13 protein-coding genes and 1 riboswitch are annotated in these 14,388 nt (G+C 31.7%); of the genes, 11 read left to right on the forward strand and 2 right to left on the reverse strand.

The features are described from left to right. The first annotated feature begins 9 nt into the window (after nt 1–9). The 3 genes from LQ615_RS00325 to melB all read left to right on the forward strand — a co-directional run bounded on the left by LQ615_RS00325 (nt 10) and on the right by melB (nt 3,845). Nucleotides 10–894, forward strand: coding sequence for an AraC family transcriptional regulator (locus LQ615_RS00325; RefSeq protein ID WP_147641068.1), 885 nt, complete (start codon nt 10–12; stop codon nt 892–894). A gap of 189 nt (nt 895–1,083) precedes the next feature. Further along, the gene (melA, locus tag LQ615_RS00330; protein WP_239703933.1) at nt 1,084–2,382 is read left to right on the forward strand and encodes an alpha-glucosidase/alpha-galactosidase; all 1,299 of its coding nucleotides are present in this window, start codon (nt 1,084–1,086) and stop codon (nt 2,380–2,382) included. 89 nt (nt 2,383–2,471) lie between these two features. Further along, the gene (melB, locus tag LQ615_RS00335) at nt 2,472–3,845 is read left to right on the forward strand and encodes a melibiose:sodium transporter MelB (protein WP_016998459.1); all 1,374 of its coding nucleotides are present in this window, start codon (nt 2,472–2,474) and stop codon (nt 3,843–3,845) included. Between the two features lie 81 nt (nt 3,846–3,926). Here melB and LQ615_RS00340 read toward each other — a convergent pair whose 3' ends face one another. Continuing rightward, the gene (locus LQ615_RS00340; RefSeq protein WP_239703934.1) at nt 3,927–4,871 is read right to left on the reverse strand and encodes a nucleoside hydrolase; all 945 of its coding nucleotides are present in this window, start codon (nt 4,869–4,871) and stop codon (nt 3,927–3,929) included. 184 nt (nt 4,872–5,055) lie between these two features. Between LQ615_RS00340 and adcA the strand changes: the two genes are divergently transcribed. The 7 genes from adcA (at nt 5,056) to LQ615_RS00375 (ending at nt 13,003) form a co-directional block, all read left to right on the forward strand. Continuing rightward, nucleotides 5,056–6,657: a zinc ABC transporter substrate-binding lipoprotein AdcA gene (gene adcA / locus LQ615_RS00345; RefSeq protein WP_239703935.1), complete on the forward strand. Its 1,602-nt coding sequence runs from the start codon at nt 5,056–5,058 to the stop codon at nt 6,655–6,657. Between the two features lie 134 nt (nt 6,658–6,791). Continuing rightward, a complete protein-coding gene (locus LQ615_RS00350; RefSeq protein WP_239703936.1) occupies nt 6,792–7,550 on the forward strand; it encodes a class I SAM-dependent methyltransferase in 759 nt (252 codons plus the stop codon). Between the two features lie 107 nt (nt 7,551–7,657). Further along, nucleotides 7,658–8,389, forward strand: a complete 732-nt coding sequence (locus LQ615_RS00355; protein WP_239703937.1) for a class I SAM-dependent DNA methyltransferase — start codon at nt 7,658–7,660, stop codon at nt 8,387–8,389. A gap of 64 nt (nt 8,390–8,453) precedes the next feature. Continuing rightward, nucleotides 8,454–9,368: a DUF7916 family protein gene (locus tag LQ615_RS00360; protein ID WP_239703938.1), complete on the forward strand. Its 915-nt coding sequence runs from the start codon at nt 8,454–8,456 to the stop codon at nt 9,366–9,368. Nucleotides 9,369–9,779: 411 nt separating this feature from the next. After that, nucleotides 9,780–11,504 carry an ABC transporter ATP-binding protein gene (locus tag LQ615_RS00365; RefSeq protein WP_026023582.1) on the forward strand — a complete coding sequence of 575 codons (1,725 nt, stop codon included), beginning with the start codon at nt 9,780–9,782 and terminating at the stop codon, nt 11,502–11,504. A 133-nt stretch (nt 11,505–11,637) separates the two neighbouring features. Next, complete coding sequence (locus LQ615_RS00370; RefSeq protein WP_239703939.1) at nt 11,638–12,018, forward strand: RrF2 family transcriptional regulator; 381 nt, start codon at nt 11,638–11,640, stop codon at nt 12,016–12,018. A 73-nt stretch (nt 12,019–12,091) separates the two neighbouring features. Continuing rightward, nucleotides 12,092–13,003 carry an NAD(P)/FAD-dependent oxidoreductase gene (locus LQ615_RS00375; protein ID WP_239703940.1) on the forward strand — a complete coding sequence of 304 codons (912 nt, stop codon included), beginning with the start codon at nt 12,092–12,094 and terminating at the stop codon, nt 13,001–13,003. 95 nt (nt 13,004–13,098) lie between these two features. Here the strand turns inward: LQ615_RS00375 and LQ615_RS00380 are convergent, their stop codons facing one another. Beyond that, nucleotides 13,099–13,308 (reverse strand): hypothetical protein, encoded by a 210-nt coding sequence (locus LQ615_RS00380; RefSeq protein ID WP_064204802.1) that lies wholly within the window; start codon nt 13,306–13,308, stop codon nt 13,099–13,101. A 74-nt stretch (nt 13,309–13,382) separates the two neighbouring features. Beyond that, nucleotides 13,383–13,483, reverse strand: a riboswitch (SAM riboswitch). A 130-nt stretch (nt 13,484–13,613) separates the two neighbouring features. Here LQ615_RS00380 and LQ615_RS00385 point away from each other — a divergent pair. Continuing rightward, nucleotides 13,614–14,258 carry a PepSY domain-containing protein gene (locus tag LQ615_RS00385; protein WP_064204803.1) on the forward strand — a complete coding sequence of 215 codons (645 nt, stop codon included), beginning with the start codon at nt 13,614–13,616 and terminating at the stop codon, nt 14,256–14,258. The last annotated feature ends 130 nt before the right edge of the window (nt 14,259–14,388 follow it).

Raw genomic sequence — 14,388 nt, forward strand, 5'->3', positions numbered from 1 at the left:
AGGATTACTATGGAAAAGACGTTTAAACATAATGCTTATGGTTTTAAATTTAAAGGAGACTATCAAAATAAAATAGCTGGATTGAACTCTGTTGGATATGAGCTACGTAAAGAACATGACTATCATTGGCATGGTTTACATAGAGGAGAGAAAGATGTCTATATTTTTCAATATACCTTAAAAGGAGAAGGTGCTTTAAGTATAAATGGACGCACACATAGTATAAAACCGGGTGAAGCTTTCTTTGTTCGTGTGCCGAGTGATCATAGATATTATTTACCTAAACATTCAAGCGAATGGGAATTTCTTTATTTCACAACTTATGGTAAAGAGGTCGAAAAGTTATCACAGCATATTTTTGATAATTATGGACACGTATTTAAATTATCCATTCACTCAGCTCCTATACAATATATATTAGAAACAATTGAAAAAGTTGAAACACTAGGTATTAATCATGGGTATGAAGCTTCTGCAAGTGCTTATACGTTTATGATGAAATACATAGAGTACTTAGAATATGGTCAGCAGCAACCTAACAACTATCCTCTTTCTATAGCTAAGGCTATTCAATTTATTGAAAAGAATTATAAAGATGATATTTCTTTGGACGATATTGTAGAAGTTACTGATTTATCAAAATATCATTTTACAAGAGAGTTTAAAAAGTACATGAATGATACACCTATTAACTACCTAGCAAAAATAAGAATTAATAAAGCGCTTACTTATTTATCCATGAATGAAAAAAACATAGGATGGATAGCTCGTGAGGTTGGATTTAGCTCGAGTAATTACTTTAGTAAAGTGTTTAAAAAGGTAACTGGCGTATCTCCTAATAGTTATAGAAGAGAAACAACAGTGATGGCGGTAAATAAAATATTCTCAGACTAAAACAGCAATATATTACTCTTTTTAAAAATATTTACGATTGAATATAGTTCAATTTACAACTAATCTAGATATAAGCTATAGCGGTTACAAAATAATTTTCATAAACTTGATTATTATTTTTTAATTAAAAATATATTAGTTTTATAAAACATTTTAGTGAATGAACTATTGCTAGGAGGAGTAAATATAATGAGTAAGATAACATTTTTAGGCGCTGGCAGCACGGTTTTCGCAAAAAACATATTAGGTGACTGTATGACTGTAGATGCGTTACAAGATTTTGAATTTGCATTATATGATATAGACGAAGAGAGATTAAACGATTCAGAAATGATGTTAAACAACTTGAAAAATGGTATGAATTCTACTGTCACAGTAAAATCATATAAAAATCGTAAAGAAGCATTAAGAGGAGCAAAATATGTTATTAATGCTATACAAGTAGGCGGTTATGATCCAGCTACAATTACTGATTTCGAAGTACCTAAAAAGTATGGTCTTAGACAAACAATTGCAGACACTTTAGGTATTGGAGGTATTTTCCGTAATTTAAGAACAATACCTGTTATGCAAGAATTCGCAAAAGACATGAAAGAAGTTTGTCCAGACGCTTGGTTCTTAAACTATACGAATCCTATGGCGGTTTTAACAAACATCATGTTAAAAGAAGGCATCAAAACTATTGGACTTTGTCATAGTGTGCAAGTTTGTGCGAGCGAACTGTTAGAGGCATTAGAACTACCAACAGATCGCATTCAAACAAAAATTGCAGGTATTAACCACATGGCATGGTTACTTGAAATAACGCGCGATGGCGAAGATTTATATCCAGAAATTAAAAAACGTGCTAAAGAAAAGCAAAAAACAACACATGACGACATGGTTCGTTTTGAATTAATGGATAAGTTTGGATATTACGTCACAGAATCATCTGAACATAATGCTGAATATCATCCATATTTCATTAAGAGTCAGTACCCTGAATTAATTGAAAAATTCAATATACCATTGGATGAATATCCAAGACGTTGTGTAAATCAAATTGAAGATTGGCAACATATGCGTGACGATATTGTAAACAATCAAAACTTAACGCATGAACGTTCACACGAATATGGTTCTTATATCATCGAAGCGATGGAAACAAATAAACCTTTTAAAATTGGTGGGAACGTATTAAACACAGGTGGATTGATTAGTAATTTACCAGAAAATACAGTAGTTGAAGTTCCTTGTTTAGTAGATGCTAGCGGAATTGCGCCTACTTACGTTGGTGAATTACCAGAACAATTGGCTGCACTGAATAGAACGAATATTAATACACAGTTGCTAACAATTGAAGCGGCATTAACACAAAAGAAAGAAAAAATTTATCAAGCAGCTATGTTAGATCCGCATACAGCTTCTGAATTGTCTATGGATGATATTATTTCACTTTGTGACGATTTAATTGAAGCACATGGCGACTGGTTACCAACTTACGAATAAATAGTGAAATCAACAATAATATCAGACAAAAATATCACACTATTTTGTAAGCGCTTTTAAATGGTGTTATAACTCAAGGGGGGCTTTTTTTGGAAAGGCAAGTAACCCGTAAAGCAAAATATTCTTTCGGTATCGGTGCGTTTGGTAAAGACTTAGTTGTTGGCCTTACAGGAACATTTTTAATGTTTTACTTCACCGATGTATTAGGTATTGCAGCAAGTTTCGTAGGTACATTATTTTTCGTTGCGCGTATTTGGGATGCTATTAATGACCCAGTAATGGGAATGATTGTAGATAAAACAAAAACTAAATGGGGTAAATTTAGACCATGGTTAGTTATTGGTACGTTAATCAACTCTGTTGTAACAGTTATTATGTTCACAAACTTTGGGTTAACTGGAACAAGTTTATATGTATTTGTATCAATACTCTATATTTTATGGGGAATGACATACACGATGATGGATGTTCCTTATTGGTCTTGGTTGCCTAATTTAACGAATAACCCAGTTGAAAGAGAAGAAGTTTCAATCATACCACGTGTATTCGCGAGTATGGCGAATTTACTTATCGGTACGGCTGGACTAGCTATCGTAATGTATTTTGACAATATATTTGGTAATGGCGATCAATCTGCAGGATTCTTTGTTATGACGGCTATTATAGCTGTAATATTCATCATTGCGATATTAATTACTGTAAGAAACGTATACGAAGCACCTACAAATATAGATACAGGCATCACTTTAAGATTTAAAGACATATGGAGAATTTTATTTACTAATAAAGAATTGTTAGCATATATAGGTATTTTAGTTACATTTTTCTTGAGTCTGCAAATTCTAGGTAACGTGGCTATATATTATTTTAGCTATGTAGCAGAATCTAAAGCATTATTCGCATTATTTAATGCGATGGGATTCATGGAAATTATAGCATTGTTACTATTCCCTAAAGTTGCTAAATGGTTAACGAGAGAAGCTGTATTTCCAATAGCAGCAATTTCTTTAACTATAGGATTAATTATTATATTATTTGCTGGTTATATCGCACCAACAGCAGCAATCCCTGTTATGGTTGGAACAGCGTTTATTAAAATAGGAACTGGCTTTATTATGGGAATTATTACAGTATCTATAGCAGACGTTATAGACTATAGTGATATGAAATTTGGTCAAAGAAATGAAAGTGTTATTACATCTACACAAACATTTTTAATGAAAACAGCAATGGCTGTCGCAGCACTATTTACAGGCTGGGGACTAGATTTATTTGGTTATCAGCCAGGCGAAGTTCAAACTGAACACACAAAAAATGGATTGCGTTTTATTATGATTGCATTGCCAATCATAAGTGTTATCGCTAGTTATATCATTTATAAATTTAGTTATAACTTAAAAGGCGACTACATAAGAGATGTAGTAAATGTATTAAACCTTCGTAATAAGAAAAGAAAGTTATAATATAGGAAATGTCTTGGAGAATATGAACAAGGCTCCCAATTACTTGGATTGGGAGCCTTGTTTTTATTGGATAAAGGTATTTTATTCTGAGTAACTTCTTAATGTATTATCCATTAAATCCCATGCTAAATCGAGATTAACAGCTGTTGCAAATTGAGCGTTTGCTTCTTTATTATATGTGTCATTTAAATCAACTGACATAGTACCGTATGTTAATTCGCTTTGATTTTCAATTTGGATGTATGTTTTTTGTAACTCAAATATTTCTGGATTTAATAAATATAAGACTGTACAAGCGTCGTGTATAGGACCGCCATCCATATCAAATTGTGATTTATATGTAGATTTAAAGAATTTTAATAATTCTACAACGAAATTAGAAACTTTATTATCTATTTTACTGAAGCGGTCGATAACTAAATCATCTGCTAATAATTGATGTGTTGCATCTAAACCAAAGACTACAACTGGGATACCACTTTCAAAAACTCTTCTAGCTGCTTCTGCATCTACCCAAATATTAAATTCAGCAGTAGGTGTCCAGTTACCGAATGTGCCACCGCCCATAATTACGATTTCATCAATGTTCTCTGCTATTTTAGGTTCTCTAATAAGTGCCATTGCTACGTTTGTAAGTGGGCCAGTAGCAACCAATGTAACAGCTTCATCGCTGTTTAAGACAGTTTCCACAATAACATCTACACCATGTTTATCAGTAGATTTGAGATTAGGTATTTTAGGTAACTCTGGACCATCTAATCCACTTTCACCGTGAATACTTTCAGCAAACTCTGCTTCTTTAATAAGAGGTCTTGTAGCACCTGTTGAGACTGGAATATCTCCTCTATTAATAATATCTAATACGTTTAATGCGTTATTTGTATTCTTATCGACTGATTGATTTCCTGCAACTGTTGTGACTGCTAATATGTCTAATGGACTTGTTTTAGCACCTGCTAATATTAGAGCGATAGCATCATCGTGTCCTGGATCACTGTCCATAATAATTTTTCTTTCTTTTGCCATTTTATTAACCCTTCCTTCTTTATAAAAGATTCTACACTATTATACTAAAACGTTTACATTACAACAAAGTAAACGTTTCTTTATATATAAATGTAATTATTTTGAAATGTAGTCTTGTGTTTTTGTGAATTAAAGTTTATAATTTTAAATCGTAAACGTTACTATTTGAAGAGGAGTGTTTTAGATGAAGAAATGGACGGGCTTATTTGCAATCATTTTCGTCTGTGCAATGTTACTTGCTGCATGTAATCAAGGCGACAGTAACAAAGGTAGTAAAAGCGACTCAGATAAATTGCAAATTAAAACAACAGTTTATCCGCTAAAATCTTTTATTGAACAAATCGGTGGAGAACATGTTGAAGTAGAATCTATTTATCCACCAGGTACGGATTTACATAGTTATGAACCAACACAAAAAGATATTTTAAATGCGAGCAAAGCAGATTTATTCGTATACACTGGTGACGATTTAGATCCGGTTGCGAAAAAAGTCGCATCTACTATTAAGAAAGATGATAAAAAATTATCATTACAAAATAGTATTGATCAATCTGAATTATTAACTGATCAACATGAACATGGTGAAGAGCATGACCATGAAGGGCACGATCATGAGCATGGTGAAAGTCATGAAGAACACGAACATGAAGGACATGATCACGAACATGAACATCATCATCATGGCGGTTATGACCCACACGTATGGTTAGATCCACAAATAGACCAAGATTTCATCAAAGGTATTAAAGATGAATTAGTTAAAAAAGACCCAGATCACAAAGATGAATATGAAAAGAATTTCAAAAAATTAAATAAAGATTTAGAAAATATCGATAAAGATATGAAGAAAGCAACAAAAGGGCATGAGGGAGATACTGTATTCATTTCTCACGAATCATTGGGTTATTTAGCTCATCGTTATGGATTCGTACAAAAAGGTGTACAAAGCATGAATGCTGAAGATCCGTCACAAAAAGAATTAACTGAAATTGTTAAAGAAATCAGAGATACAGATGCAAAATATGTATTGTATGAAAACAATATTTCAGGAAAAGTAACTGACACAATTAGAAAAGAAACAGATGCTAAACCACTTACATTTAACAACATGGAATCATTATCGAAAGAACAATTAAATGACAAAGATATTTCTTATCAATCATTTATGAAAGAAAACATTAAAAACATCGAGAAAGCTTTAAATGATAAAATTAAAACTAAAGACGAGAAAAAAGAAGCAGCACACGATAAAGCAATTGAAAATGGCTACTTCAAAGATAAACAAGTTAAAGATCGTGAACTATCAGATTACGAAGGTGACTGGCAATCAGTTTATCCACTTTTAAAAGACGGTACACTAGATGAAGTATTTAAACATAAAGCTGAAGACGGTAAAATGTCAGCTAAAGAATACAAAGAGTACTATGACAAAGGATATAAAACAGACGTAGAAAACATTAAAATCGAAGGTAATCAAATCAGTTTCACTAAAGATGGAAAAACATCAACTGGTGAATATGAATATGATGGTTACGACATTCTTAAATACGAAAAAGGAAATAGAGGCGTAAGATATAGCTTTAAATTAAAAGGTGACTCAAACGATGACTTACCTAAATATGTACAATTTAGCGATCACAATATCTATCCTAAAAAATCAGCTCACTTCCATATCTTTACTGGAAATGACAAAGATAAAGTATTAAAAGAATTAGACAACTGGCCAACATATTACCCTTCAAAACTGTCTAAAGATGAAGTTAAAGAAGAAATGTTAGCTCATTAATAACAAAAAGCAGAGAGACCTTATTGAATTGAGGTTTCTCTGCTTTTTTATTTTTTGTATTTGATTATATTGTGACAAGTTTAGAATAATGATTTAAACTAATAGTAAAATAACCCAAAAAGGGGATAGATAGTATGTTTGGTTATTATAGTAAACTTTCTTCAGAAGTCTACGATATAGATAAATATATCGGACATTCATTTGGTGATGTAGAATTTTATAAAGATAGATTAAAATCTTGTACGGGACCTATTCTTGAACCGGGAGTTGGTACTGGGAGGCTACTCATTCCTCTTTTAGAAGAAGGTTTGAAAGTTACTGGCTTGGATTTCTCGGAAGAAATGTTAGAAATATGTAGAAAAAACTGCGAAATAAAAGGCTTTAATCCTAAGATATTTAAAGGGAAAATGGAATCATTTTTATTAAATGCGGAATATGAAGCCATAATTGTGCCTACTGGAACATTTTTATTACTACATGAAAGAGAAGATTCCTTTAATGCTTTAAATAATTTTTATAATCATCTTGCTGATGGTGGTAAGTTGATTGTAGATATATTTTTACAAACGGACTTAAAGGTTGGCAATACCTCAACTAGAGTTTGGGAAAATCAGAATTCCGAAAAAATCACATTAGAGAGTAAATTAATTGAGATCGATTATATCCATCAACATACAACATCTCATAATAGATATGAAAAATGGCGTAATGGTGAATTGATACAGACAGAATTAGAACAATTTTCGATTCGTTGGTATGGAATTGAAGAATTTAAAATGATACTTGAACATATCGGATTTGAAAACATAATAATTTCAGCTGACTATGAACATGGAAAATATCCTACAAGTTCAACACAAACTATAACATTTGAAGCTACTGCTAATAAATAGTGACACCGGAAGTTGAAGGAAATCATTGGTCACATCATGACTACAATCATCAATAGTGAGGGGATTGGTGTATCCATTATAATTAATATTTGAAAGGGGCTTTAAATGTGAATAATATATATGACCATCCTGATTTCTTTGAAAGTTATAAGAAAAAAAGACAAAATGATTTGAGTTACAATGAAGTAGTCGAGATGCCTGAAGTAAAGCGTGCTATGCCTGTGATAAAAGGTAAAGCAGTGTTAGATATTGGATGTGGTATGGGGAATTTAATTCAATATATTTTGGATTATGAACCTGAAAGGGTAGTAGGTATAGATCAGTCTCAAAAGATGATAAGCGAATGTCGGAAACATTTTAACAATGAACAAGTGGATCTTCATTGTACAAATTTTATGGATTTTAAATGCGAAGAAACTTTTGATGTTATTGTCTCGTCACTCGTATTACATTATATAGAAGACTTTAATTTATGTTGTCAAAAAATCAGTGAATTGTTGAATAAAGATGGGACGTTATTATTCACAATGGAGCATCCTATACAAACGGCTACAATGGATCCGGAAGTAAAGAAAGAGGATAGTGATGGTGTTTATTTAAGAATGGAACATTACTTTGATGAAACAAGTCGAACTTCATATTGGTTGGATCAAAATGTTAAAAAATATCATCATACAATCGAAACAATTTTTAATAATTTAATTCAGCATGGTCTTGAAATTCAATATGTTAAAGATTTAGGTCAATCAGAGGAAGTTTTTCAATATTTTGATGAGAAACAAATTAATAAATTAAAGCAATTTCCTCCATTTTTAATGGTTAAAGCTAAGAAACAATAATTATTTGACTAACCATGTGTTTCTATATATCGTTAAACTGTATAAAATGCGGAAGGGTGATTGTGTGGTAAAACGTTTGATAAGTGCTAATGCATCTGATATTTCAAAGTTTTCGAAAGAAGAACTAAAACAAAGCATTAAAGCTAGTGAAGGTAGAACAGTGTTAAGTGAGAACATTGTTGTACACGATCCAGCGCTTGTACTAGATGTTACAAACGCAGAAATGGCGACCGCTTTTGGTGCGGATATGATTTTATTAAATGCTTTTGATGTCGTGAACCCAGAAATAAAGGGATTATATAACAAAGAATATCAAGGTACCGGAGAGCCAATTAAAGATTTAAAAAATCTAGTAGGCAGACCTATTGGCGTTAACTTAGAACCTGTAGATGACAAAGCCAAAATGGCCGAATCGAAATTAGAAATATCGTACGGTAGAAAAGCAACAGAAAAAACATTTAAGCACGCAAATGAACTAGGATTTGATTTTGTATGTTTAACAGGTAACCCAGCTACAGGTGTAACGAACCTAAATATATTAGAAGCAATTGAAACAGCAAAAAATCATTTTGATGGATTGATTATAGCGGGTAAAATGCACGGTTCAGGTGTAGACGAAGCAGTAGTCGATTTAGAAGTTATAACGCGATTTGTAGAAGCGGGTGCTGATATCATACTTGTACCAGCAGTAGGAACAGTTTGGGGTGTGTCCGAAGAAGAAGTTCGTGAAGCAGTAAAAGTCGCACATCAACACGGAGCGCTTGTTATGAGTGCCATTGGAACATCACAAGAAAGCGCAGATGAATCTACTATTAAAGAAATGGCTATAAAAAATAAAACATTAGGCGTAGACATACAGCATATTGGAGATGCAGGATACGGTGGTCTAGCACCAGTCGAAAACATATACGCACTAAGCAAAGCGATAAGAGGACAAAGACATACAGTCTCAAGAATAGCACGATCCATTAATCGTTAATAAGAAAATAAAAACGAACCACCACTCAATTAAAGAAGAATTGAGTGGTGTTTTTTTGTGAAATAAGGATAAACTACGTTGCACTTGGGTGTCCACTTGCAAATTAGCTTATCGTTATTGTCAAGACTCGCGAAAAAAGGCAATAAGGCTATCTTTATTGACACGTTTGGCAAGAAAAGGCAATAAGGCTATCGTTATTGTCAAGACTCATAAGAAAAGGCAACAAGCATCCGCAAAAAATCTGATTTGTCTAACCAACTCTCTATATGTTCAATATCTTCTTTTAATTAATCAATAATATATTATTTTAGTTTGCAATAATAATTAAATTTATTTATTTTTAGAAAACTAAAGTAAAATTTTAAAATTATAGTATAATGGTCTTTGATTAAATTTATTCATAGGAGGTTAATTATGAAGGAATTCTTCCAATATTATAAACCCTATAAAGGATTATTTTTCTTAGATTTTGGTTCAGCTGTGTTTGTAGGTATATTAGAACTCATTTTTCCATTAATTACGAGTATATTTATAGACCGTTTGCTACCAACTAAGAATTGGAGTTGGATTGTAATATTTGTTTTTATTTTATTATTCATATACGTTGTTGAATCTGTATTAAAATTCATCGTAACGTATTGGGGGCATAAACTGGGGACTAATATTGAAAGAGACATTCGTAATGAACTGTATGAACATATTCAAAAAATGAATTTTGGATTTTTTGATAACCAGAAATCGGGTAAAATTATTGGTCGTTTAACGAATGACTTGATGGATATTGGGGAAGTAGCCCATCATGGACCTGAGGATATATTCGTAGCACTTATGACGTTGATTGGTTCATTTGTCATCATGTTAACAATTGATGTGAAATTAGCATTGATTACTTTCTGTGTTATACCGATTATTTTTGTACTGACGATTTATTTCAACCATAAAATGTCTGGAGCTTTTAAAAGTTTATTTAGTAACGTATCTAGATTTAACGAATTAATCTCAGATAATGTTGGTGGAATGAGACTTGTTCAAGCTTTTACAAATGAAGGTTATGAACTATCAAGATTTAAAAAAGTTAATGATAATTTTAGAGCAACTAAATTAAAAGCATATTCGTTCATGTCTTGGAATATAACAATCAGTCATATTGCACAAAAATTAACTATGATTTTCGTATTGATTATGGGAAGCTATTTCGTGTTAAATGGTTCATTGTCATACGGTGGTTTTGTAGCTTTTATTATGATTACGAATTTACTATTTAAACCTTTAGAAGCTATAAATATGATTATTGAGTTATTCCCGAAAGGTATTGCAGGGTTTAAAAACTTTAAAGAAATCGTAAATATGGATCCTGAAATTAAAGATAGTGAAGATGCTGTAGAGTTTACTGATGAACCGGACATCATAGAATATGAAAATGTATCATTTAAATACGGTGAAAAGTTAGTGCTAGATCAGTTATCAATTAAAATTGAACAAGGTGAAAAAATAGCGCTTGTAGGACCGAGTGGGGGAGGTAAAACAACGATTTGTTCGTTATTACCAAGGTTCTATGATCCTATAGAAGGTGCAGTTAAAATCAATAATAAAAATATTAAATCTTATACATTAGAATCTTTAAGAAAACAAATTGGTGTTGTTCAACAAGATGTATTCTTATTTGGTGGAACGTTAAGAGATAATATAATATATGGTAACCTAAACGCGACAGAAGTAGAAATCAATGAAGCTGTCGACCAAGCGCAGTTAAGATCATTTGTAGATGAATTACCAGCTGGCTTAGATACAGTTGTCGGAGAACGAGGAACGAAACTTTCAGGTGGACAAAAACAACGTATTTCAATCGCGAGAATGTTCTTGAAAAACCCACCAATCATTATATTAGACGAAGCAACAAGTGCTCTAGATGTAGAAACAGAAAATAAAATACAGTCAGCATTCAAAAATCTATCACAAGGAAGAACATCATTAATCATTGCACATAGATTAAGTACGATTAGACACGTAGATAGAATTGTATTTATAGAACAAGGACAAATTAAGGAAATGGGTAGCCATGATGAACTGATGGCACAAGGCGGTAAATATAAAGACTTATATATGTCGCAATTTGAACAATTAGAAGATTTTTGATAAGTGAAGAGTCGGAGACAAAATTAATGTCTCCGACTTTTTTTATTTTCACTAAATCCTTAAGCTGATCTATAGACAATAATAATATATATGATATTATAGACACACAATATCTATAATACAGAGGTGTAACATGAAGATATCTAAAGGTACAGATTATGCTTTACATTCATTACTATATTTAATAAGCAATGGTGATAATCAGCCTGTAACTGTAAAGAGGTTATCTGACGAGCTAAATGTTTCTGTTACGTATTTATCTAAAATTTTAACTCAACTTGTCAAAGCTGGTGTGATTAAATCAGCTTCTGGTGCTAAGGGTGGTTATTATTTAGTGAATAATTGGGAAACCATTAGAATATATGACATCATTACTGCAATCGATGGTCATAGAAGCATGATAGAAGATAGTTTTAATCATGGTCCGGAATGTAAAGTTCAATCTATTTTAAACTCTGCGGAGGATGAAATGACGAAATCTTTAAAATCGAAGACGTTAAAAGATTTAATGTAAATTAAATCTTTTTTTAACAGCTAATTATAGATATTAAGACTCTTTAATATATGTGAAAAAAGGTGGTATAAATATGTTTGATTGTATAGTAGTAGGTGGAGGTCCAGCTGGATTAGCGAGTGCTTTAACTTTAGGAAGAGCTTTAAAAACAACATTGGTAATAGATAATGATAATGCGAGAAATAAAGTGACACAGACTTCACATGCGTTTTTAACACAAGATGGTGTAACACCAGAAGAATTAAGGGAAAAAGCACAATCGGATGTTGATAAATATGAAGATGTAACGCGCGTGCAAGATACAGTTGAAAAGATTATTAAAGAAGACAATACTTTCATAGTGAAAACGAAAAATGAAACGTACAAAGCTAAGAAAGTTATGTTATGTACTGGATTAAGAGAAAAATTACCTAATATAAAAGGTGTGAAAGAAATTTACGGAAAATCTGCATTTTACTGTCCTTGGTGTGACGGTTATGAATTAAGAAATAAATCATTACTCGTAGATGTATCTCCAGAACTAGTGATGCATATGGCTAAATTAGTTAGCAATTGGACTAATGATTTAGTTATAAGTTCACAAGATTTTTCAGAATTAACCGAAGATGATAAATCATTTTTAAAAAAGAAAAATATAAAGCTTGTTCAAGGTAAAGTATCGGAATTTAAACATGAAGATGGAATGATAAATGAAGTGATATATGAAGATGGTACTAGAATTTCTAGGAATGGTGCGATTATATCAGTTGAATGGGATACAAAATTTTCATTTTTAGAAGAACTTCAAATTGAAAGAGATGAAAATGGAGGTATTAAAAAAGATGATTTTGGAGAAACTTCTATTCCAGGGTTATTTGTAGCTGGTGAAACAAATGGTGCAATGCCTTCACAACTTATCGATTCTGCTGCAAGTGGTAATCATATTGCTAAATTAGTAGCAATGCAAATTATATTAGAAGCAGAAGGTGAAACATTAAAAGGTTAGCCTGAGTATCTTCAAATATTTATTTAATCCTTTGTAAATAAAAAATCCTCGCTAACGTATAAAGATTTCTGCTTATACGCTAGCGGGGTTTTTAATTATTTTTTAGTAATCGTAATATGAATATCGAACTCATTGAATTGTGATTTATGCTTATAGCGTTCAGGATTTTGTTCATTCTCTAAATCCACCAGTTCACCAATCAAAGCATTTTTTTTATTTGTTTTATACATAGATCCTGAAAAACTTTGTGGTGGGTTTTGTTTTAACTCCACTAATTCTGATAAAATGTCGTCTCTTGTTCTCATAATATTGCCTCCTAAATGTTTTAGTAACAATAAAACAGCTCATCTTAAGATTAAGAAGAGCTGTTTAGAGAATCTTCTTATCTTTCAAGTTGATACTTGTTGGATTTAGCACAGTACTTACGCCTGTTGCTGAGGTTTCATCGGGCCAATTCCCTCCGCCTACTCTTAATAAGACTTACGAGCTATTTTATTGTTTCTATTAATATAACTGATAATACAATATTTGTCTAATAAAATAAATAAATGTTTAAAATATTAAGAAACTGTGAATATATAAATAGTAATCAACTTGAGGAGGTATAATTATGAAATTTAAATGGATGTCATTACTTTTAGCTTCAGGTCTAGTATTATCTGCTTGCGGAAATGATAATGATGACGACGATATGAAAGATGATCAAAAAGATCAAAAATCAGAACAAACTGAAAAAGAAAATGACAGTCAAGATAATGACAATAAAGATGATTCTACAATGTCAGATAATAAATCTGATAATAAAGCAACTGAAAAAACTGTAAAATGGAATGATGTGAAAGTATCACCTGAAGAAGCAGTTAAAACAGCTCAAAAAGAAGAAAAAGGTGGTTTGAAAGACATATCATTCGAAAAAGAAACTGGTGAGTGGAGTTATAAAGTTGAATTATTAGATGGACAAGATGAAAATAAAGTCTTGATTAATGCGGAAGATAATTCTGTTACTAACGTTGAAAACGAAAAAGAAGATGACGACGACAATGACAAAACATTTAAGTTATCTGATGCAGCTAAATTCGAAGATGCTTTAAAAGTAGCTCAAGATAAAGCATCAGGAGATTTAAAAGAATGGTCATTAAGTAGAGAAAACGGTAAACTTGTTTATTCTATTGACTTAAAAGAAGGAAATAAAGACACAACAGAATTTACGATTGATGCTAAAACGAAAGAAATATTAGAACAAGAACAAGACTAATATGAAATGTTTGGACAGGTTGGGACAGAAATAAATGTCCCAGCCTATTTTTTATGCTTTTTTACCTTGATTACCCTCAATTTAATTTACATTTTATTGAAATTTCTTATTGACTAATAGTAAAGATAGG

Source organism: Mammaliicoccus sp. C-M13 (genome assembly GCF_022386845.1).
Lineage (GTDB): Bacteria > Bacillota > Bacilli > Staphylococcales > Staphylococcaceae > Mammaliicoccus > Mammaliicoccus lentus.

What these genes read in the sequence shown, in the direction of transcription:
- LQ615_RS00325 (WP_147641068.1), top strand. Translation starts at nt 10, where the DNA reads ATGGAAAAGACGTTTAAACATAATGCTTATGGTTTTAAATTTAAAGGA.
- melA (WP_239703933.1), top strand. Translation starts at nt 1,084, where the DNA reads ATGAGTAAGATAACATTTTTAGGCGCTGGCAGCACGGTTTTCGCAAAA.
- LQ615_RS00340 (WP_239703934.1), bottom strand. Translation starts at nt 4,871, where the DNA reads ATGGCAAAAGAAAGAAAAATTATTATGGACAGTGATCCAGGACACGAT.
- adcA (WP_239703935.1), top strand. Translation starts at nt 5,056, where the DNA reads ATGAAGAAATGGACGGGCTTATTTGCAATCATTTTCGTCTGTGCAATG.
- LQ615_RS00350 (WP_239703936.1), top strand. Translation starts at nt 6,792, where the DNA reads ATGTTTGGTTATTATAGTAAACTTTCTTCAGAAGTCTACGATATAGAT.
- LQ615_RS00370 (WP_239703939.1), top strand. Translation starts at nt 11,638, where the DNA reads ATGAAGATATCTAAAGGTACAGATTATGCTTTACATTCATTACTATAT.
- LQ615_RS00375 (WP_239703940.1), top strand. Translation starts at nt 12,092, where the DNA reads ATGTTTGATTGTATAGTAGTAGGTGGAGGTCCAGCTGGATTAGCGAGT.
- LQ615_RS00380 (WP_064204802.1), bottom strand. Translation starts at nt 13,308, where the DNA reads ATGAGAACAAGAGACGACATTTTATCAGAATTAGTGGAGTTAAAACAA.
- LQ615_RS00385 (WP_064204803.1), top strand. Translation starts at nt 13,614, where the DNA reads ATGAAATTTAAATGGATGTCATTACTTTTAGCTTCAGGTCTAGTATTA.